Source organism: Streptomyces incarnatus (assembly GCF_001027185.1).
Lineage (GTDB): Bacteria > Actinomycetota > Actinomycetes > Streptomycetales > Streptomycetaceae > Streptomyces > Streptomyces puniciscabiei.
The window spans coordinates 7,834,448-7,852,346 of the sequence record NZ_CP011497.1; the positions used below are offsets into that span (position 1 = coordinate 7,834,448).

Below are 17,899 nucleotides of genomic sequence, written 5' to 3' on the forward strand. Positions count from 1 at the left end.
CCTTTCCTCGGCGCCGGTCGGTCAGCGACGGCGGCCGATGCGGGATGCGACTCGGGTGAGCCGGAACCAGTAGAAGCCGTGGCCTTGCAGGGTCAGCAGGTAGGGAAGCTCGCCGATCGCGGGGAAGCGGACACCGCCGATCAGCTCGACCGGGTGCCGGCCGTCGTAGGTCCGCAGGTCGAGTTCGGTCGGCTGCGCGAACCGGGAGAAGTTGTTGACGCACAGCACCAGGTCGTCGCCGTACTCGCGCAGGAACGCCAGGACCGCCGGGTTGGAGGACTGCAGTTCCGTGAACGAGCCCAGTCCGAAGGCGGGGTTCTGCTTGCGGATCTCGATCATGCGGCGGGTCCAGTGCAGCAGGCTGGACGGGGAGGACATCGAGGCCTCGACGTTGGTGACCTGGTAGCCGTAGACCGGGTCCATGATCGTCGGCAGATAGAGCCGCCCCGGATCGCACGTCGAGAAGCCGGCGTTGCGGTCGGGGGTCCACTGCATGGGGGTGCGGACGGCGTCGCGGTCGCCGAGCCAGATGTTGTCGCCCATGCCGATCTCGTCGCCGTAGTAGAGGATCGGCGAGCCGGGCAGGGACAGCAGCAGGGCGGTGAACAGCTCGATCTGGTTGCGGTCGTTGTCGAGGAGGGGGGCCAGGCGCCTGCGGATGCCGATGTTGGCGCGCATCCGTGGGTCCTTGGCGTATTCGGCCCACATGTAGTCGCGCTCTTCGTCGGTGACCATCTCCAGGGTCAGCTCGTCGTGGTTGCGCAGGAAGATGCCCCACTGGCAGTTCGACGGGATCGCCGGGGTCTTGGCGAGGATCTCGGAGACGGGGTAGCGCGATTCGCGCCGTACGGCCATGAAGATGCGCGGCATGACCGGGAAGTGGAAGGCCATGTGGCACTCGTCGCCGCCGGAGGAGTAGTCCCCGAAGTAGTCGACGACGTCCTCGGGCCATTGGTTGGCCTCCGCCAGCAGCACGGTGTCCGGGTACATCGCGTCGATCTCGCGCCGGACCCGCTTCAGGAACTCGTGGGTCGCCGGCAGGTTCTCGCAGTTGGTGCCCTCTTCGGCGTAGAGATAGGGGACCGCGTCGAGCCGGTAGCCGTCGATGCCGAGGTCCAGCCAGAACCTGAGGGCCGCCAGGATCTCCTCCTGGACCGCCGGGTTCTCGTAGTTGAGGTCCGGCTGGTGCGAGAAGAAGCGGTGGAAGTAGTACTGGCCGCGCACGGGGTCGAAGGTCCAGTTGGAGGCCTCGGTGTCGACGAAGATGATCCGGGCGTCCTCGTACTGCTTGTCGTCGTCGGCCCACATGTAGTAGTCCCCGTACGGGCCGTCGGGGTTCCTGCGGGACTCCTGGAACCACGGGTGCTGGTCGCTGGTGTGGTTCATGACGAAGTCGATGATCACGCGCATGCCGCGCTGGTGGGCGGCGTCCACGAACTCCACGAAGTCGGCGAGGTCACCGAACTCCGGAAGGACGGCGGTGTAGTCGGAGACGTCGTAACCGCCGTCTCTGAGCGGCGACTTGAAGAAGGGGGGCAGCCACAGGCAGTCCACCCCCAGCCACTGCAGATAGTCCAGCTTGGCCGTCAGACCCTTCAGGTCGCCGATGCCGTCGCCGTTGCTGTCCTGGAAGGAGCGGACCAGGACCTCGTAGAAGACGGCGCGTTTGAACCACTCCGGGTCCCGGTCCTTGGCGGGTGTGTCCTCGAAGGTGTCGTGCACGGGTTCGTTGACGGTCATGAGGCTGCGGGCCCTCCGTTCCGGGGCGCCGGACGCCCGACGTGGAGCACGTGTGCCGGCGCGCTGCCGGGCGTCAGGCGCACGTAGTTGGTCCTGCCCCAGTGGTACGTCTCGCCCGTCAGTTCGTCGTGCACGGACAGGGCGGAGTTCCAGTCCAGGCCGAGTTGCGGCATGTCCAACGAGACCGTGGCCTCCTGGGTGTGGTGCGGGTCGAGATTGACGACCACGACGACCGTGTCCGTCCCCGTGCTCTTGCTGTAGGCGAGCACGGCATCGTTGTCGGTCTGGTGGAAGCGGAGGTTCCGCAGGCGCTGCAGCGCGGGGTGCTGCCGTCGGATGGTGTTGAGCCGGGTGATGAGCGGGGCGATGGTCCGGCCCTCGCGTGCGGCCGTCTCCCAGTCGCGGGGCCTGAGCTGGTACTTCTCCGAGTGGAGGTACTCCTCGCTGCCCTGCCTGAGCGGGGTGTTCTCGCACAGCTCGTAGCCGCTGTAGATGCCCCAGGTGGGGGAGAGGGTCGCGGCGAGCACGGCCCGCACCTCGAAGGCCGGGCGCCCGCCGTGCTGGAGGTAGGCGTGCAGGATGTCCGGGGTGTTGGTGAAGAGGTTGGGCCGCATGTAGGTGGCCGCCTCCCCCGACAACTCGCCCAGGTACTCGGTGAGTTCCTGCTTGGTGGTGCGCCAGGTGAAGTACGTGTACGACTGCTGGAAGCCGATCTGGGCCAGGGTGTGCATCATCGCCGGCCGGGTGAACGCCTCCGCCAGGAAGATCACGTCCGGGTCCGTGCCGTTGACCTCGGCGATGACCCGCTCCCAGAAGACGACCGGCTTGGTGTGCGGGTTGTCCACCCGGAAGATCCGCACCCCGTGGTCCATCCAGTGCCGCAGGATCCGTACCGTCTCCGCGACCAGCCCGTCCATGTCCGCGTCGAAGGCGATCGGGTAGATGTCCTGGTACTTCTTCGGCGGGTTCTCCGCGTACGCGATCGTGCCGTCGGACCGGTGGTGGAACCACTCCGGATGCTTGTGCACCCATGGATGGTCCGGGGAGCATTGCAGGGCGAAGTCGAGGGCGATCTCCAGGCCGTGGGCGCGCGCCTGGGCCACGAACCAGTCGAAGTCCTCGATCGTGCCCAGGTCCGGGTGGACGGCGTCGTGCCCGCCCTCCGGCGAGCCGATCGCCCACGGCACGCCCACGTCGTCCGGTCCGGCGGTGAGCGTGTTGTCGGGTCCCTTGCGGAAGGTGGTGCCGATGGGGTGGATAGGCGGGAGGTAGACGACGTCGAAGCCCATCTCCGCGATCGCCTCCAGCCGGCGCGCGGCCGTACGGAAGGTGCCGTGGGGCTGCTCGGTGGTGCCCTCCGAGCGTGGGAAGAACTCGTACCAGGAGCCGTACAGGGCGCGTTCGCGCTCCACCAGCAGCGGCATCGGGTCGGAGGTGGTGACCAGCTCCCGCAACGGATAGCGGCTCAGCAGCGCGTCCACCTCGGGCGACAGGGCCGCCCGCAGGCGCTCGTCGACCGGCAGGGAGTCGTCGCCGAGGGCCTGTGCGGCGGCGAGGACCACATGTCGCTCCGGGCCCTTCGGCACTCCGGCGGCCGCACGCTCGTAGAGCTCGGCGCCCTCCTCCAGGACGAGCCCGACGTCGATCCCGGCCGGCACCTTGACCGAGGCGGTGTGCCGCCAGGTCGCCAGCGGATGGCTCCAGGCCTCCACCCGGAAGGTCCAGCGGCCCGTCGCGTCCGGGGTGACGTCCGCGCCCCACAGGTCACTGCCGGGGGACAGCTCCCGCATCGGCGTCCACGGGCCACGGCGGCCCCTGGGATCGCGCAGGACCACATTGGCGCCCACGGCGTCATGCCCTTCACGGAACACGGTGGCCGTGACCCGGAAGGTCTCCCCGGCCACCGCCTTCGCCGGGCGCCTGCCGCACTCAACGGCCGGCCGGACGTCACGTACCGGTACGCGGCCGATGGCCGGGGTCCTGGGCATGTATCTCACCTCCGCCGTGCGCGAAGCCGGGCACCCGGCCCGGCTTCGCGATCCGAGAGGGGCCGACTCACGCCGGCCCCGGGGGAACGCCTTGTACGGTGCCAGCTCAGGGGCTTGGCGCCGTGGAACGCCGCTCCGGTGGCGGCGCTCTTCTGGCCGATCGGTGCGGCCGCGGCCGTCCGTCCTGCTCGCGCAGGTAGGTGACCAGATTGGTGCGCAGATAGCGTTCGGCGGCGTCCGCGGCCTCGCGGGCGCAGCGTTTGCCCATCAGCACGCACAGCGTGTAGCCCGAGTCCTCGAAGGTGGCCCGGACCGTGCGGTCGTGGGGCGAGGCGAGCATCACGCGCTCCCACGCCCGGTAACGCCGCAACGCCCGGGCCACTTCGGCCTTGGCGGGTAGCAGCATTGCCCTCTTCACCTTCCACGCTCTCGACTGGGCGCGTTCCCGACGGTCGGGTGGTGTCCGCGCGCGGGAGGGCACGGCACCGTTACGGCGATCGAGGCTTTCACTTATGGTGCACGGACGACGACGCAGCGTCTTGTTGGATCTTCAACGACGGATGGCGTGTCGGACTCTCGTGTTGCACGAATGGCGTAGCGCCCTCACCGTGGAGGTGACTCAGAAGCGATCAGCGCTCACGCTATGTGTCCGGGACTCTTTTCCCGGACGGGCATCCGGGATCCCTCCCGGACGGGCGAGGGGAGCGAGAGCTTCGCCGGTGAGGAGCAAGCGACGATGAAGACCGCAGTGCCCTGCTACTACCACCTCGACGTGGAAGTCAGCCCGGAACGGGTGGGTCAGGTCAGCCGCATCCTGGCCGCCCACCTCCGCTACTGGGACCTCGAGAACCTCGCGGATCCCGTCTGCCGCGGCGCGGAACTGCTGCTGCGGGCGATCGACGAGCACGCGAAGGACAAGCACACCTCCATCGAGATGTGGTGGAACGGCCAGCACCTCATCACCGCCTTCGGCGACGACGACCCGGACCTGCGCCCCGACCAGGACCTGCGGGCCTGTCTCGCGGACATCGCCGCCATGAGCGACGGCTGGGGGTGCTGCGCCTCGGACACCGGAAGCAAGATCATCTGGTTCTCGCAGCGCGCCCGCGCCGGCCAGCGCGTCCCGCTGGTGCCGACCGCCCCCGCGCCGACGCTGCGGGAGGGGCTCCAGGTGCCGCGCGAGGCGCCGGTGGTGGTACTGGCCGGGCCGGCCGGAGCGGTGGACGACACGCTCGCCGCGCCGGCCGCTGTGGCGGACGACGCCCTGGAGGGCAGCCGGTGACCGCCCGCAAGCGACGCAAAGGGCTGCCCGTGCCCGTGTGGAGCGGGCAGCCCTACCCGTTGGGTGCCGCGTTCGACGGACAGGGCACCAACTTCGCCCTGTTCAGCGAGGTCGCCGAGCGGGTCGAGCTGATCCTCGTCGACGACGCCGGCAAGGAGATCCCGGTACGCCTGCACGAGGTCGACGGATTCGTCTGGCACTCGTATCTGCCCGGCATCGCGCCGGGCCAGCGCTACGGCTACCGCGTGCACGGCCCCTGGCAGCCCTCGCTCGGCCACCGGTGCAACCCGCGGAAGCTGCTGCTCGACCCGTACGCCCGTGCCGTGGACGGCCAGATCGACAACCACGCCTCGCTGTACGAGCGCGCCCCGGACGGCCCGGCCCCGGCCGACAGCGCCGGGCACTCCATGCTGGGCGTGGTCACCGACCCGTACTTCGACTGGGGCGACGACCGCCCGCCCCGGACGCCGTACTCGGACTCGGTCATCTACGAGGCTCATGTGCGCGGCCTCACCATGACCCACCCGGACGTCCCCGAGCGGCTGCGCGGCACCTACGCCGGCCTCGCCCACCCGGCCGTCATCGAGCACCTGACCTCGCTCGGCGTGACCGCGGTGGAGCTGATGCCGGTGCACCAGTTCGTGCAGGACGGCGTGTTGCAGGACCGCGGCCTGTCCAACTACTGGGGCTACAACACCATCGGCTTCTTCGCCCCGCACAACGCCTACGCCGCCTTCGGCAGTCGCGGCCAGCAGGTCAACGAGTTCAAGGCGATGGTGAAGGCGCTGCACGCGGCCGGCCTCGAAGTGATCCTCGACGTGGTCTACAACCACACCGCCGAGGGCAACGAGAGGGGCCCCACGCTGTCCTTCCGGGGCATCGACAACGCGTCCTACTACCGCCTGGTCGACGGTGACTGGGCGCACTACTACGACACCACCGGCACCGGCAACAGCCTGCTGATGCGCCACCCCTACGTGCTCCAGCTGATCATGGACTCGCTGCGGTACTGGGTCACCGAGATGCATGTGGACGGCTTCCGCTTCGACCTCGCGGCCACGCTGGCCCGGCAGTTCCACGAGGTGGACCGGCTCTCGGCGTTCTTCGACCTGATCCAGCAGGACCCGGTGATCAGCCGCGTCAAGCTCATCGCCGAGCCCTGGGACGTGGGGGAGGGCGGCTACCAGGTCGGCAACTTCCCGCCGCTGTGGTCGGAGTGGAACGGCAAGTACCGGGACGCCGTACGGGACTTCTGGCGGGCCGAGCCCGGCTCGCTCGGCGAGTTCGCCTCCCGGCTGACCGGCTCCTCCGACCTGTACCAGCACAGCAGGCGCCGGCCGCGCGCGAGCGTCAACTTCGTCACCGCGCACGACGGTTTCACCCTGCGCGACCTGGTGTCGTACAACGACAAGCACAACGCGGCCAACGGCGAGGACAACCGGGACGGCGAGAGCCACAACCGGTCCTGGAACTGCGGCGCGGAGGGCCCCACCAAGGACCCGGCCGTCCTCGAACTGCGCGCCCGCCAGCAGCGCAACCTGCTGGCCACGCTGCTGCTGTCGCAGGGCATCCCGATGCTCTGCCACGGCGACGAACTCGGCCGCACGCAGCGGGGCAACAACAACGCCTACTGCCAGGACAACGAGATCTCCTGGATCGACTGGGAGCTGACCGAGGAGCAGCGCGGCCTCGCGGACTTCACACGGCACGTGATCGCGCTGCGGGCCGCGCACCCCGTGCTGCGGCGGCGCCGCTTCTTCCGCGGCGAGACCGTGACCGACGCCAGGCAGCCGCTGCCCGACCTGATGTGGCTCAGGCCCGACGCCCGCGAGATGACCGCCCGGGACTGGCAGCGCGGCGACGCGCACTCGGTGGGCGTGTTCCTCAACGGCGACGCCATCGCCGAACGCGACCCCTACGGCCGCCGGATGGTCGACGACTCCTTCCTGCTGCTCGTCAACGGCTACTGGGAACCGGTGGACTTCCGCCTGCCCGACGACACCTTCGGCGAGCGCTGGACGACCCTGATCGACACCGCCGACCCGGACGGCATCCCCGACGAGCGCGAACGCAAGGCCTCCACGCGGCTCCGCGTGGAGGCCCGCAGCCTCGTTCTGCTGTCGCGTCCGTCCCGGGCGGCGAGCTGATCAGCGCAGCCGGCGCGAGGTGACGGTGAACTGCGCACCATCGGCGTCGCGGAGGATCGCCTCGTCCTCGTTCTCGCTCAGCACGCTGCCGCCGTGCTTCTCCGCAGCCCGGGCGCAGCCCGTGACGTCCGCGACGGCGAAGTGGATCTGCCAGTGCGGCCGTACGGAGGGATCCGGCGCCGACTCCACCGCGCCCGAGTCGATGCGCGCCACGATGTCGCCCTCGCTGCGCAGCACCACCTCACCGCCCTCGTACTCCACCTCGCAGCAGCCCGGCTTACCGGACGCCCAGTCGAGGATCTCGCCGTAGAACAGCGCCGCGTCGAAGGCGTCGCGGGTGTGCAGCCGGATGAACGTCGGCGACGCCCGCCGCCAGGCCTCCCAGTTGCCGACCAGTTCCCCCTGCCAGATCCCGAAGGTCGCCCCGTCCCGGTCGGCGAGCAGCGCGGCCCGGCCCGGCGGGAAGGACAGCGGCCCCACGGCCGCCGTACCACCGCGCTCGCGGACCCGGGACACCGCCACATCGGCGTCCGGAACGGCGAAGTACGGCGTCCAGGCCACGGCCATCTGCCACATGGCGGCGACGGCGGCGATCCCGGCCACCGGCACCCCGTCCGCCAGGGCGATACGGAAGTGCTCGCCGAGTTTGGCGCCGCGCCAGCGCCAGCCCAGGACGGCCGAGTAGAAGTCCTGGGTGGCCTCGAGGTCACGGCTGGTCAGGCTCACCCAGCACGGGGCGCCGAAGACGGAGTGCGTGGAGAGGACGTCTCGTGTCCGCGGTCCACCACTGACGGGGGCGTTGTGGTTCATGTCAGTCGCGTCCTGCTCTCGGGGCCGGGCGGCCACCGCTCTCGCACCAGTGTCCGACCGGAAGCGGGTCGGCTGCCTGTCGAGTACCCGCGGTGGCACCGGTCCAGGCAGGCGAGCACGATGGGGGCATGGGCGCGAGCGAGTCCGAGCGGATCTCCGAGTTGCAGGCCGAGGTCGACCAGATGAAGGAGGCCGTGATCTCCCACGCGGTCGTCGACCAGGCGATCGGGATGGTGGTGGCCCTGGGCAGGGTGACTCCGGACGAGGGCTGGGAGGTGCTGAGGGAGGTCTCCCAGCACACCAACATCAAGCTGCGCAACATCGCGGAGCTGATCCTCATCTGGGGCCGCCGCGGCGAGATCCCGGCCGATGTGCTCACCGCGCTGGAGGACGCCCTGGACCGGTACGGCCCCACTCAGGTGCCCGAGGCCTCGCCGGAGTGAGGCCCCGGCGGGCTCAGCGGACCTCGGGGCTCAGCGGACCTCGGGGCTCAGCGGACCTCGGCGAGCAGTTCCTCGCGCAGCCGGTCGAAGCAGCTGCTGAGCAGCCGTGAGACGTGCATCTGCGAGATGCCCAGCTGCTGGGCGATCCGGCTCTGCGTCATCCCACGGAAGAACCGCAGGTAGAGGATGATGCGCTCGCGTTCGGGCAGGGCCTCGAGACAGGGCCGGACGGCGGTCCGGTCGATCACGAGCTCGTATCCGGGGTCGGGGCCGCCCAGGGAGTCCCCGAGCGCGTAGCCGTCGGTGCCGGCCACCTCGGCGTCCAGGGACAGCGCGGAGAAGCACTCGAGCGCTTCCATGCCGGTGCGCACCTCGTCCTCGGTGAGCCGGGTGTGGGCGGCGATCTCCGCCACGGTGGGCGGGCGCCCCGAAGTGCTCTGGGCCAGTTCCTTGCCGGCGGCGCGGACCCGGTTGCGCAGGTCCTGCACCCGGCGCGGCACGTGCAGGGTCCACATGTGGTCGCGGAAGTGGCGCTTGATCTCACCGGTGATGGTGGGCACGGCGTACGCCTCGAAGGCGCGGCCACGCCCGGGATCGTAGTGGTCGACGGCCTTGACCAGGCCGAGGGCGGCCACCTGGTACAGGTCCTCCAGGGTCTCCCCGCGGCCGCGGAACCGTACGGCGATCCGCTCGGCCATGGGCAGCCACAGCTGGACCAGTTCATCACGCAACGCCCGCCGCTCGGGGCCCTCGGGCAGCGTCGCGAGCCGCTCGAAGGACTGCGCCGTGTCGGGGGCGTCGTCGTGGGGATGGGAGGTCGTACTGCCGGTGACACGCATGGTGCGCACCTCTCTCAGCAGGTGCTGGATCTACAGACACCGTGGGAGGCGCGCTCGGACCGGGAAAGGAGGAAGCGGGGCGTGCGGCAAAGGAGCCGACTCCCACGGACGTGCCTCCGGTCCGAAGCACTGTCCTTCGTTTTCCCGCTCCCGGACATCGCAAAACAATTAAGTACAAATGGGATGCGACCGCACCCGTCTTTGACCTGCCCTTGGCCCCACTTGGCGAGGCATTACCTCTGTAGCAGAGGTAATCTTCTGGCATGGAGACCGAGGCGGCGCGGCGAGCGGCAACGGAGTCCGAGGCCTTCCCGGAGGAACTGGCGGACGCGCTGGTGCGCATCCAGCGGCTGATCCGGCGGCGGCTGCGCGGCGGGCTGGACGGGCCCCGGCTGCGCGGCGCCGAGGTGGAACTGCTCCGGCTCGTCGACTCCCGCCCCGGCATCGGCGTCTCGGACGCGGCGAAGGCCCTGCACCTGGCGGGCAACTCCGTGTCGACCCTGGTCAACCAGCTCGTCCGGGGCGGACACCTGCTGCGCGAGACCGACCCCGCCGACCGGCGCGCGGCCCGGCTGCAGCTGACGGCGGCCGCCGAGAAGCGGCTCGGCGACTGGAAGCGACGCCGGGCCGAACTGGTCGGCCGGCACGTGTCCCGCCTCGACGACACCGACCGGGAGGCCCTGCGCGCGGCCCTGCCCGCGCTGCGCGAGCTGGCGGCCGGCCTGCACGAGGAGGCCGAGGACGCATGACGGAGGCCGACGACCATGACGGAGGTCCAGAACCCATGACGAGGGACAGCACGGAAACCCCCGACGACGCCGGCCCCACGGACAGCTGTGGCGACACCGGCACCGCTGCCGCCCCGGCGGCCGCTGTCGGCACCAGTGACACCCCTGGCGATGCGGAGACCGCCGACGGCCCCGGCGATGCGGTGGACACCACCGGCACCACTGGTGACGCCGTGAACCCCGCCGACGTACCTGCCGCAGCCGGCGGCGCCGGTGCGGCCCCCGGCCGGCCCGCCGAACCCCCCGGCGCAGCCACCCGTTCCACCAGCACCGGCGACGCGGCCTCCGCATCCGCCGCTACCGCCCCACCGGCCGAAGCCGCGCGCCCCGCAGCCGCCCCCGCCCCGGTCACCGACGCCGTCGGTACGGCCGCCGGGGCCGCGCGTCCCGAGGCCGCCCCCGCCCCCGTCGGCGCCGTCGGCGCAGCCGCCGAAGTCGTGCGCCCCGGGCCCGCCGGCACCCCGGTCGCCGACGCCGTCAGCTGTACCCGGCTCGCCTACGCCTTCGGTGACACGCTCGCCGTCGACGGGCTCGACCTGGCCGTTCGGCAGGGGGAGGTGTTCGGGCTGCTCGGTCCCAACGGGGCCGGGAAGACCACCGCCATCCGCTGTATCACCACGCTCCTGCCGGTCCCCGCGGGCACGGTCGGTGTGTTCGGGCACGACGCGGCGAAGGAGCGGATGGCGGTGCGCCGGCTGCTCGGCTACGTCCCGCAGCAGCTGTCCGCCGACAGCGGGCTCACCGGCCGGGAGAACGTGGCCCTGTTCGCCCGGGTCTTCGACGTGCCCCGCCGCGAGCGTGCCGAACGGGTCGGCCAGGCGCTGGCCGCCGTCGGGCTCGCGGACGCCGCCGACCGGCTCGCCGGGACCTACTCCGGCGGCATGGTCCGTCGCCTGGAGCTGGCCCAGGCACTGGTCAGCGCGCCCAGGCTGCTGATCCTCGACGAGCCGACCATCGGACTCGACCCCATCGCCCGCACCGGCGTCTGGGACCACATCAACGCCGTCCGCGCGGCCACCGGCATGACCGTCCTCGTCACCACCCACTACATGGACGAGGCCGACCAGTACTGCGACCGCGTCGGCCTGATGCACCGCGGCCGCATCCGCGCCCTCGGCACCCCGGCCGAGCTGCGCCGCGACCTCGCCGAACGCCAGGGCACCGACACCCTGCCCACGCTGGAGGACGTCTTCCGCGACGTCGCCGGCAGCGGCCTCGACGACCACTCCGGAGGAGGTTTCCGCGATGTCCGCAGCACCCGCCGCACCGCGCGCCGCGTCGGCTGACCGCCCGCCCGGCAGCGGCACCGCCCTGCTGCTCAGTCCGCCCGAGCCGCGCGCCGGCTGGCGGCTGCTGCCCGCCCGCGTCGCCGCCATGTGCGCCGTCGAACTGCAGAAGCTGCGGCACGACCGCACCGAGCTGTACACCCGCGCGGTCCAGCCCGCGCTGTGGCTGCTGATCTTCGGTCAGACCTTCACCCGGATACGGGCGATCCCCACCGGCGGCGTCCCGTACATCGACTTCATGGCGCCCGGCATCATCGCCCAGTCGGCGATGTTCATCGCGATCTTCTACGGCATCCAGATCATCTGGGAACGCGACGCGGGCATCCTGAACAAGCTCCTCGTCACCCCGACCCCGCGCTCGGCGCTGATCACCGGCAAGGCGTTCGCCGCCGGGGTGAAGTCGCTGATCCAGGCGATCGTCGTGCTCGTCATCGCCGCCCTGCTCGGCGTCGCCCTGACCTGGAACCCGCTGAAGCTGCTCGGCGTCGCCCTCGCGGTGGTCCTCGCCTCCGCGTTCTTCTCCTGCCTGTCGATGACCATCGCCGGCATCGTGCTCAGCCGCGACCGGCTGATGGGCTTCGGGCAGGCCATCACCATGCCGCTGTTCTTCGGCTCCAACGCCCTGTACCCCGTCTCGGTGATGCCGGGCTGGCTGCAGGCCGTCAGCACGGTGAACCCGCTGAGTTACCAGGTCGACGCCCTGCGCGGCCTGCTGCTCGGCACGCCCGCGCACCTCGGCACCGACTTCGCGGTCCTCGCGGTGGCCGCCGCGCTGGGCATCGCGGCGGCCTCCTCACTGCTCGGCCGGCTGGCCCGGTGATCTTGCCGTGGACGTGATGTGCGGCACGCGCGCGTACCCCCGCCGAAAGCGCCGCGAACGCATCCTTCCTGGGCAGCGCTTGATCAGCGATCAAAGCGGGTGAACTCCCTGGCCACAGCGCATTCTGCGCATTTGACAGTGCGCTCGGCGCACAGATAGACAGCAGCTCTCGGAGGTCGAGAGGGGCACTGTGTACGAGCCGAACGTGGTCGGGGACTGGCACGAGTACGACGAGCATGCCGGTCTGCGGGTCCGCGTCCACCGTCTGGAGGCCGCGGAGCCGCCGCGCGGACGTGACGACGCCGCCGCGGGTCTGACGTACTTCAGTGTCCGGGTGACGGTGGAGAACCGCGGTGCCCGGCACTACGGCATCCACCTGGAGGACGGCCAGATCGACGTCCGGGTCGGCTCCGACGGCGAGAGCGCGTTCATCGACTGGCGCAACTCGCAGTTCATCGAGGGCTTCGACGTCTATCCGCTGCGCCGGGCCACCGCCGTGCTCTACGCCGCCGCTCCCGAGGGCGCCCTGACCCACGTGGACGTGCAGGTGCAGCTGCGGGTGGAGGAGGAGTGGACCGACCGCCGGCTGTGGACCGGTGGCATCGGCGTCCTGGAGGCGACCACGGCGGCCGCCCCCGCGGCCGCCGGGCAGCACAGCCTGGCCCACCAGGTCAGCGCCTTCCTGAAGGACCAGACCGAGCCCGGCGCCGCCTGAGCCGGGGGCGCCGTCGTAGGGTCAGTACGGTCAGTGCGGGATACCGTCGATGATCTCGCGCGCGCCCTGCCGCAGCAGCGCCACCGCGACCGACGTGCCGAGCGTGGCCGGGTCGAGCCGTCCGGCCCACTCGTGGGCGTTCAGCCGGGTCTTGCCGTCCGGGGTGAACACACAGGCCCGCAGGGACAGTTCCCCGCCGCGGTCCACGCGCGCGTAGCCGGCGATGGGGCTGTTGCAGTGACCCTGCAGCACATGCAGGAACATCCGCTCGGCCGTCGCCTCGCGATACGTGTCCGGGTCGCCCAGCCCGCTGACGGCGTCGATCACATCGATGTCGTCCTCCCGGCACTGCAGGGCGAGGATGCCGGCGCCGATCGGCGGCATCATCGTCTCGGCCGACAGCACCTCGCTGATCACGTCCGTCCGGCCGATCCGCTCCAGGCCGGCCACCGCCAGCAGCAGCGCGTCCGCCTCCCCGGCGGCCAGTTTCTCCAGCCGGCGGTTGGCGTTGCCGCGGAACGGCACGCACACCAGATGCGGGTGGGTGGCGGCCAACTGGGCCACGCGGCGCACCGAGGACGTGCCGATCCGGGTGCCGGCCGGCAGCTCGTCCAGGGTGAGCCCGCCCGGGTGGATCAGCGCGTCCCGGACGTCGTCCCGCTTCAGGAAGGCGGCGAACACCGTCCCGGCGGGCAACGGCCGGTCGGCGGGCACGTCCTTGACGCAGTGCACCGCGAGATCGGCCTCCCCGGCCAGCAGGGCCGCGTCGACCTCCTTGGTGAACGCCCCCTTGCCCTCGACCTTGGACAGATCGCCGAGCCACTTGTCGCCGGTGGTCCTCACCGGCACCACCTCGGTGCGCACACCCGGGTGCAGCACGGCCAACTCGGCGCGGACCCGCTCGACTTGGGCCAGGGCCATGGGGGAGTCGCGGGAGACGATTCGGATCAGTTCCGGGACGGACATGAGGACACGATAGACCCTCCAGCCGGGCGCCCGGCCGGGGCCCACTCGTGCTGCGCAGGCGTCCCGCTCGGGTCACCGCCAGCCGTAGGGGAACAGGTCCGCCGCCCAGCCGGGCCGGGCCGCGAGTGCGTCGGCCCGCTCCGGGGTGCGCAGCAGGCATCGGTGCCGCAGCAGGTCACGCCGCTCGGCCGGGGTCAGCAGCGCCTCCGCGCCGCCGGCCTCGACGGCGTCGATGTGCGTGTCGCCCAGCACGTTGAGACGGTCGCCGGCGGTGGTCCTGACGTCGACGCGGAACTCCGTGCGCCACTGTGAGGCGGATCCCCAGCCCATGGACGGATCGACCGTGGGCCGGTGCCGGCGCCGGAAGGTCCAGTACAGCGGGGACCGGTCGGCCACGCCGCGCTCCGCGTGCCGGAGCCCGGCCCGTACGCGCACGCCCGCCCGGACGAACAGGACCCCGCCGCCCAGCCACAGGCCGGGCCAGACGACCCCGGTGACCCGGATCGGCTCCGCGGGGTCCGCCGCCTGCTCGGCCTCCACGATCTCGTGCAGGAACGGGTCGAACACCGAGGTCTGCCCGACCGGCGTCATGCCGAGACCCGTGAAGAGCGCCAGATACCGCTCCCTGCTCAGTCCGGGACCCGCCCAGTGGTCGTGCCCGGGCGGCTGGAAGGAGAGCAGCAGCGCGTCGGCGACCCGGCTGAGCGCGTACAGCTCCCACAGCTCCGCCGACAGCCGGGCGCGCCGGGGATCACCCTTCTCCGGCAGCGGGCCGGCCAGCAGCTGGGCCAGCGCGGTGAGCCGCTCCCGGTAGGCCGCTCCGGCGCGTGCCGTCCATGGCGCGGCGACGGCGTCGTACGCGCCGGCACCCGTGTGGTCGAGGAGCCGCGCATACAGCTCCCGGGCCGTCACCGGTTCGCGGCTCATGCGCCGGCTGCGCCGACCGGGAGGCGGTAGCGCAGCTTCTGCTTCGCGCGGGCGCCGAGCCGGTCGTAGAACCGGACCGCGCCCTCGTTCCAGGCGGGCGTCTGCCACTGCACCTCCGTGACGCCGAGCCGCCGGGCCTCGGCGACCACCGCGTCCACGAGCAGCGGGCCGAGGCCGAGGCCGCGGTGGCCGGGGGCCAGGAACAGGCAGTCCATGTGCAGATACTCCCGCCCGTCCCAGGTGGACAGTTCGGGCGCGCAGGTGGCGTAGCCGACGAGCTCGCCGTCCGGGGCCTCGGCGACCAGACAGCGCAGCCGCGGAGCGGGCGTGTCGAACAGCAGGCCCGCCAGCCGGGCGGCGAGGTCGGGCACCGGCGGGGCGGTGCGCTCGTACGCGGCGTGCTGGGCGGCCAGTTCGGCCACCCGGGGCAGATCGGCGCGGTCGGCGTGCCGCACCCGGGGCGTGCCGGTCACCGGACCTCGCCAGCCAGGGTGTCGGTGCTCCACGCGGCCAGGCGCTCGGCGAGCGGGCCCTTGCCGTCCAGGACGTGCCGGGAGTACGCCTGCCGTTCGTGCGCGAGCAGCGCCGCCTCCCACACGCAGGGGGCGAGCCCCGCCCGGCCCGGCCGCAGCTCTGCAGGCCGCCCGGCCGGCCCGGTGAACACGGCCAGGTCGGACATGTGGCCCTCGATCCAGCTGTGCACGAGGACGTAGTCGCCGTCGCCGCCCGCGTGCACGACCAGGACCGCGAGGCCCAGCGAGCCGCGTGCCCGCCCCAGGGCCAGATGCCCCGCGGCCAGGTCCAGTGCCGTGTCCACGGCCTGCGGGCCGACGGTACGCCCCGGCGCCTGCAGCGCGTACACCTTGACCAGGTGACCGGCGGCTTCCCTGATGCCCAACGCCCGTGCGGTACGGCCGTGATGGCCCTCGGCGAGGGCGAGCAGTCCGGCCGTGTCGACCGAAGGGGGCAGCTCCACATGAAGATCCATCCGGCCATCATGGGGGCTCGGTGCGCGGGCGTCCACGGCGGGGTGGCGGGGGACCGTACGACAGGGCGGCGTACCGCGATCGGTGTACCGCACGGCACGCCGACGCACCGTACGGCATGACGGCGTGCGGGAGTGTGAGCCCTCAGCCGGAGCCCTCCGGCAGGTCCGCCGCCGACTCCTCCGGGGTGAGGTCCGGGCGCAGCCGCAGCCAGGACGGCTGACGCAGGAGCCCCGCCCGGGTACGGGTGCTGTAGCTGACCTCGCCGACCAGCCGGGGCAGCACCCAGCGGGCGCCCGCCACGCGCGGCACCGGATCGAAGGGGCACCGCTCGCTCGCCGTGTCCCGCAGCAGCGCGGCCAGCTCCGTCCGCTCGGCCTCGCTCCAGCCGGTGCCCACCCCGCCGACGTACCGCAGCCGCCCGCCGGCCCGCTGGCCGACCAGCACCGCGCCGGGCAGCCCGCTCAGGCGGCCTTTGCCGGGCAGCCAGCCGCCGACGATGACATCCTCCGCGCGCATGTTCCGGATCTTGATCCAGGCGCGGGAGCGGACCCCGGGCTCGTACACCGAGTCCAGCCGCTTGCACACCAGGCCCTCCAGGCCGTGTTCCCTGGTTGCCGCGAGCGCCTCGGCGCCGTGTCCGGTCACCGCACCCGGGGTCGACCAGTACGGCCCGGCGAGGCCCAGCTCCGTCAGCCGGGCCCGCCGCCGTACGTACGGCAGCCGCAGCAGGGGCTCCTCGAAGTACGGCACGTCGAACAGGACCAGATGCACCGGCACCTGGGCGGCCCGGCGGGCCGCCCGCGCGGGGGCGTGGGCCAGGCCCATCCGGCTCTGCAGCAGCTGGAAGTCGGCCCGGCCGTGTTCGTCGAGGGCCAGCACCTCGCCGTCCAGCACGGCGGGCGCTGCGCCCAACGCACCGCCGAGCGGCCGTAGTTCGGGATAGGCCCCGGTGATGTCCTCGCCCGAGCGGGCCCGCAGCAGCACGCTGCCGTCGCCGGGCAGATAGACCATCACCCGCTGGCCGTCCTGCTTGGTCTCGTACGCCCACCGCCGGTCCTGGGCGGTGGGCGGCAGGGTGCCGGGAGTAGCGAGCATCGGCGCGATGAGCGGCAGGGGCACGGCGGTCACGGCTGAAGATCTCGACCGCTTCCGCCCGCCTCACGCGCCTTCGGCCACCGGTTCCCCTGAACGGGCCCGCACCCCCCGCGAACGGGCCCGCACCCCGGCCGGCCCGGCCCCCGCCGGCTCAGCCGACCGCCTCCGCCGAGGACTCCGCGGGCGCCGGTGCGGGCGCCGGGGTGGCCGGGCGGGGCCCGGGCGAGGGCCCGGGGCGGCGCGCGGGACCGACCGTTCCGGGGCGGTGCGCAGTCCCGGAGCGGAGGTGAGCATGGCGCGCAGGACGGCGCGGGCCGAGCAGGTGAGCGCGACCCGGGAGGCGATCCTGACCGCGGCGGAGCGGCTGTTCGCCGAGCACGGCGTCTACGCCGTCTCCAACCGGCAGGTCAGCGAGGCCGCCGGTCAGGGCAACAACGCGGCGGTCGGCTACCACTTCGGCACCAAGGCGGACCTGGTCCGCGCGGTGGCCCGCCGGCACGCCGAGCGCATCGAGGTGCTCCGGGAGCAGGCCCTGGCCACGGCCACCGGCTCCACCGACGTACGCGACTGGGTCGACTGCCTGGTGCGCCCGGTGACCGGGCATCTGGCCGGGCTCGGCAGTCCGACGTGGTACGCCCGGTTCTGCGCCCAGGTCATGACCGACCCGGCGCTGCACGAGATCATGGTCGAGGAGTCCATGGCCTTGCCGGCGCTGCGGCAGGCGGTCGAGGGGCTGAACCGCACCCTGCCCGACCTGCCGCCCGAGGTCCGCGCCGAACGGGGCCAGATCGTCCGCCTGCTGATCCTGCACACCTGCGCCGAACGCGAACGCGAACGCGCCCTCGCCGAGGGCACCCCGACCCCGCGAGCGACCTGGGCGGAGGCGGCCCCGGGACTCGCGGACGCGATCCTGGGGCTGTGGCTGGCCCCGGTCGGGCCGTCTCGCTGAACACCCGCGCGTCACGCACCGAAGGTCACCACCACCTTCTCCGCCGCCCCCGGTGTGAGCGCCGGCCCGAATGCCCGGGCCGCCTGGGGAAAGGGCCCTCGGTTTCCAGATCACC

Annotated in this window: 18 protein-coding genes; 8 read left to right on the forward strand and 10 right to left on the reverse strand. The window is 72.2% G+C overall.

Annotated features, from left to right (window positions below):
• Positions 1–21: 21 nt before the first annotated feature.
• The 3 genes from treS to ABB07_RS35705 all read right to left on the reverse strand — a co-directional run bounded on the left by treS (position 22) and on the right by ABB07_RS35705 (position 4,134).
• Positions 22–1,740: a maltose alpha-D-glucosyltransferase gene (treS, locus tag ABB07_RS35695; RefSeq protein WP_208902586.1), complete on the reverse strand. Its 1,719-nt coding sequence runs from the start codon at positions 1,738–1,740 to the stop codon at positions 22–24.
• The gene (locus tag ABB07_RS35700) at positions 1,737–3,728 is read right to left on the reverse strand and encodes an alpha-1,4-glucan--maltose-1-phosphate maltosyltransferase (RefSeq protein ID WP_208902587.1); all 1,992 of its coding nucleotides are present in this window, start codon (positions 3,726–3,728) and stop codon (positions 1,737–1,739) included. Before ABB07_RS35700 ends, treS begins: the two co-directional genes overlap by 4 nt.
• A gap of 106 nt (positions 3,729–3,834) precedes the next feature.
• Positions 3,835–4,134, reverse strand: coding sequence for a DUF5133 domain-containing protein (locus ABB07_RS35705; protein WP_055708622.1), 300 nt, complete (start codon positions 4,132–4,134; stop codon positions 3,835–3,837).
• A gap of 330 nt (positions 4,135–4,464) precedes the next feature.
• Between ABB07_RS35705 and ABB07_RS35710 the strand changes: the two genes are divergently transcribed.
• Together ABB07_RS35710 and glgX are read left to right on the forward strand one after the other, a co-directional pair.
• Positions 4,465–5,010 (forward strand): pep a2, encoded by a 546-nt coding sequence (locus ABB07_RS35710; protein ID WP_208902588.1) that lies wholly within the window; start codon positions 4,465–4,467, stop codon positions 5,008–5,010.
• Entirely contained in the window at positions 5,007–7,157 is a 2,151-nt protein-coding gene (glgX, locus tag ABB07_RS35715) for a glycogen debranching protein GlgX (RefSeq protein ID WP_208902589.1), read from the forward strand. Before ABB07_RS35710 ends, glgX begins: the two co-directional genes overlap by 4 nt.
• On the opposite strand, the gene ABB07_RS35720 is transcribed toward glgX, so the two are convergent.
• A complete protein-coding gene (locus ABB07_RS35720) occupies positions 7,158–7,967 on the reverse strand; it encodes a VOC family protein (protein ID WP_208902590.1) in 810 nt (269 codons plus the stop codon). It lies immediately after the preceding gene.
• 128 nt (positions 7,968–8,095) lie between these two features.
• On the opposite strand from ABB07_RS35720, the gene ABB07_RS35725 reads away from it, so the two are divergent.
• The gene (locus tag ABB07_RS35725) at positions 8,096–8,410 is read left to right on the forward strand and encodes an ANTAR domain-containing protein (protein ID WP_208902591.1); all 315 of its coding nucleotides are present in this window, start codon (positions 8,096–8,098) and stop codon (positions 8,408–8,410) included.
• A 47-nt stretch (positions 8,411–8,457) separates the two neighbouring features.
• Here ABB07_RS35725 and ABB07_RS35730 read toward each other — a convergent pair whose 3' ends face one another.
• Positions 8,458–9,249, reverse strand: a complete 792-nt coding sequence (locus tag ABB07_RS35730; protein ID WP_208902592.1) for an RNA polymerase sigma factor SigF — start codon at positions 9,247–9,249, stop codon at positions 8,458–8,460.
• A 263-nt stretch (positions 9,250–9,512) separates the two neighbouring features.
• Between ABB07_RS35730 and ABB07_RS35735 the strand changes: the two genes are divergently transcribed.
• From ABB07_RS35735 to ABB07_RS35750, 4 genes are all read left to right on the forward strand, one after another.
• Positions 9,513–9,998 carry a MarR family winged helix-turn-helix transcriptional regulator gene (locus ABB07_RS35735; protein WP_208902593.1) on the forward strand — a complete coding sequence of 162 codons (486 nt, stop codon included), beginning with the start codon at positions 9,513–9,515 and terminating at the stop codon, positions 9,996–9,998.
• A 476-nt stretch (positions 9,999–10,474) separates the two neighbouring features.
• Entirely contained in the window at positions 10,475–11,323 is an 849-nt protein-coding gene (locus tag ABB07_RS35740; RefSeq protein WP_208903760.1) for an ABC transporter ATP-binding protein, read from the forward strand.
• Positions 11,283–12,143, forward strand: a complete 861-nt coding sequence (locus tag ABB07_RS35745; protein ID WP_208902594.1) for an ABC transporter permease — start codon at positions 11,283–11,285, stop codon at positions 12,141–12,143. Before ABB07_RS35740 ends, ABB07_RS35745 begins: the two co-directional genes overlap by 41 nt.
• A gap of 190 nt (positions 12,144–12,333) precedes the next feature.
• Positions 12,334–12,858: a hypothetical protein gene (locus ABB07_RS35750; RefSeq protein ID WP_208902595.1), complete on the forward strand. Its 525-nt coding sequence runs from the start codon at positions 12,334–12,336 to the stop codon at positions 12,856–12,858.
• Positions 12,859–12,888: 30 nt separating this feature from the next.
• Here the strand turns inward: ABB07_RS35750 and hemC are convergent, their stop codons facing one another.
• The 5 genes from hemC to ABB07_RS35775 form a co-directional block, all read right to left on the reverse strand.
• Positions 12,889–13,824, reverse strand: a complete 936-nt coding sequence (hemC, locus tag ABB07_RS35755) for a hydroxymethylbilane synthase (RefSeq protein WP_208902596.1) — start codon at positions 13,822–13,824, stop codon at positions 12,889–12,891.
• Positions 13,825–13,896: 72 nt separating this feature from the next.
• Entirely contained in the window at positions 13,897–14,751 is an 855-nt protein-coding gene (locus ABB07_RS35760) for a hypothetical protein (protein ID WP_208902597.1), read from the reverse strand.
• The gene (locus ABB07_RS35765) at positions 14,748–15,224 is read right to left on the reverse strand and encodes a GNAT family N-acetyltransferase (protein ID WP_208902598.1); all 477 of its coding nucleotides are present in this window, start codon (positions 15,222–15,224) and stop codon (positions 14,748–14,750) included. Before ABB07_RS35765 ends, ABB07_RS35760 begins: the two co-directional genes overlap by 4 nt.
• On the reverse strand, positions 15,221–15,739 hold the full coding sequence (locus ABB07_RS35770; protein WP_208902599.1) for a hypothetical protein: 519 nt from the start codon (positions 15,737–15,739) through the stop codon (positions 15,221–15,223). Before ABB07_RS35770 ends, ABB07_RS35765 begins: the two co-directional genes overlap by 4 nt.
• Positions 15,740–15,881: 142 nt before the next feature.
• Positions 15,882–16,859, reverse strand: a complete 978-nt coding sequence (locus ABB07_RS35775) for an ATP-dependent DNA ligase (protein ID WP_208903761.1) — start codon at positions 16,857–16,859, stop codon at positions 15,882–15,884.
• A 268-nt stretch (positions 16,860–17,127) separates the two neighbouring features.
• Here ABB07_RS35775 and ABB07_RS35780 point away from each other — a divergent pair, with 268 nt between their 5' ends.
• A complete protein-coding gene (locus tag ABB07_RS35780; RefSeq protein ID WP_208902600.1) occupies positions 17,128–17,784 on the forward strand; it encodes a TetR/AcrR family transcriptional regulator in 657 nt (218 codons plus the stop codon).
• Positions 17,785–17,899 lie beyond the last annotated feature (115 nt).

What these genes read in the sequence shown, in the direction of transcription:
- ABB07_RS35745 (WP_208902594.1), top strand. Translation starts at nt 11,283, where the DNA reads ATGTCCGCAGCACCCGCCGCACCGCGCGCCGCGTCGGCTGACCGCCCG.
- ABB07_RS35730 (WP_208902592.1), bottom strand. Translation starts at nt 9,249, where the DNA reads ATGCGTGTCACCGGCAGTACGACCTCCCATCCCCACGACGACGCCCCC.
- ABB07_RS35710 (WP_208902588.1), top strand. Translation starts at nt 4,465, where the DNA reads ATGAAGACCGCAGTGCCCTGCTACTACCACCTCGACGTGGAAGTCAGC.
- ABB07_RS35760 (WP_208902597.1), bottom strand. Translation starts at nt 14,751, where the DNA reads ATGAGCCGCGAACCGGTGACGGCCCGGGAGCTGTATGCGCGGCTCCTC.
- ABB07_RS35770 (WP_208902599.1), bottom strand. Translation starts at nt 15,739, where the DNA reads ATGGATCTTCATGTGGAGCTGCCCCCTTCGGTCGACACGGCCGGACTG.
- ABB07_RS35720 (WP_208902590.1), bottom strand. Translation starts at nt 7,967, where the DNA reads ATGAACCACAACGCCCCCGTCAGTGGTGGACCGCGGACACGAGACGTC.
- ABB07_RS35735 (WP_208902593.1), top strand. Translation starts at nt 9,513, where the DNA reads ATGGAGACCGAGGCGGCGCGGCGAGCGGCAACGGAGTCCGAGGCCTTC.
- ABB07_RS35725 (WP_208902591.1), top strand. Translation starts at nt 8,096, where the DNA reads ATGGGCGCGAGCGAGTCCGAGCGGATCTCCGAGTTGCAGGCCGAGGTC.
- ABB07_RS35700 (WP_208902587.1), bottom strand. Translation starts at nt 3,728, where the DNA reads ATGCCCAGGACCCCGGCCATCGGCCGCGTACCGGTACGTGACGTCCGG.
- ABB07_RS35780 (WP_208902600.1), top strand. Translation starts at nt 17,128, where the DNA reads ATGGCGCGCAGGACGGCGCGGGCCGAGCAGGTGAGCGCGACCCGGGAG.
- hemC (WP_208902596.1), bottom strand. Translation starts at nt 13,824, where the DNA reads ATGTCCGTCCCGGAACTGATCCGAATCGTCTCCCGCGACTCCCCCATG.
- treS (WP_208902586.1), bottom strand. Translation starts at nt 1,740, where the DNA reads ATGACCGTCAACGAACCCGTGCACGACACCTTCGAGGACACACCCGCC.
- ABB07_RS35705 (WP_055708622.1), bottom strand. Translation starts at nt 4,134, where the DNA reads ATGCTGCTACCCGCCAAGGCCGAAGTGGCCCGGGCGTTGCGGCGTTAC.